Here is a 1,050-nt window from a genome sequence, read left to right as displayed (position 1 = left end):
CCGAGTGTGCAATAAACTAGCCTTTATCACATACTCAAACCCTCTTAGCCTACCGAGTGTGCTATAAACAGTCCTTTATCGCATACTCGAACCTATTTGACCTACCGAGTGTGCGATAAACGGACTTTTATTGGCTTCATGTCTGTATTAATCCTCTGTCTTCATCAGGATTAAATTTGCATACGCTTGTGCCATTCTTCTCGGATAGCATTACCATGGTATAAGACGACGATGATCGCTAAAAACACACTAAAGCCGATAGATAATTTAGCTGGAATAGGATTGCTGACCCAGTTCATGACCAAGAAGAGTGTCGGCAGCAACCCAATCAAAAGCGCTAAGAGAAGATACATCACATAATCACCAACATTTAAATGAACCAATTTGACAGCAATGTACATCGCGATAATAGCAAAAATACACATGACGGGAATCGCATAAGTCAGAGACCACCCGTTCCATTCAGTAGCGTAATCCAGGTAAATACTGGTCAAAGAAGCTACAACGATCAAGTAAGTAATGCTTTTTGCAATGTTGCGCCGCTTCCGAATAATCGTATAAACCACTGTCCACAAACTCAACACGCCGAACACAGATAGTTGCAGGCCTTGTTTTTGATTGAGCCATAACGCTTCGATAATGAGGAAAATAATACCACTGATGATCGTACTGAGCATCATCAAAGGAATAATTTTTTTGCGATCAAAACGCAAGGGAACAGTTGGATAAGGATATACTGACCCCCAAATGTTAGACCAAAAATCTAACATTTGGAGGTCATTTTTTATGGCTAAATATAGCTTTGAATTTAAAAGAATGGTCGTGAAGGAGTACATCAAAGGTTTTGGCGGATATGCCTCTCTAGCTGAAAAACATGGCATTAAAAGCTACGGCCAAGTACGTGATTGGGTGAAAGTTTATCAAGAGTTTGGTGAAGAAGGGTTACAGAGACGGACAACGAACAGGGATTATACTGTTCAATTTAAATTAGATGCGGTAGAGTTGTATTCAAGAACAGAGTTGACCTATCGAGAAACAGCCAACCGACTG

Annotated in this window: 2 protein-coding genes; one reads left to right on the top strand and one right to left on the bottom strand. The window is 40.4% G+C overall.

The window, feature by feature from the left end; translation table 11 throughout:
* Positions 1-170: 170 nt before the first annotated feature.
* Entirely contained in the window at positions 171-770 is a 600-nt protein-coding gene (locus tag BM057_RS06570) for a DUF6320 domain-containing protein (RefSeq protein WP_143074486.1), read from the bottom strand.
* A 16-nt stretch (positions 771-786) separates the two neighbouring features.
* On the opposite strand from BM057_RS06570, the gene BM057_RS06565 reads away from it, so the two are divergent.
* Positions 787-1,050: helix-turn-helix domain-containing protein (locus BM057_RS06565; RefSeq protein WP_177186187.1), on the top strand; the 264-nt coding region annotated here is incomplete at its 3' end.

The organism is Pisciglobus halotolerans (assembly GCF_900113675.1).
Lineage (GTDB): Bacteria > Bacillota > Bacilli > Lactobacillales > Carnobacteriaceae > Pisciglobus > Pisciglobus halotolerans.
The sequence above is the reverse complement of the archived record's forward strand: the minus strand, read 5'-3'. Positions and strand labels throughout refer to the sequence as shown.

Coding starts and splice junctions, on each gene's coding strand:
- BM057_RS06570 (WP_143074486.1), bottom strand. CDS start 770: ATGTTAGATTTTTGGTCTAACATTTGGGGGTCAGTATATCCTTATCCA.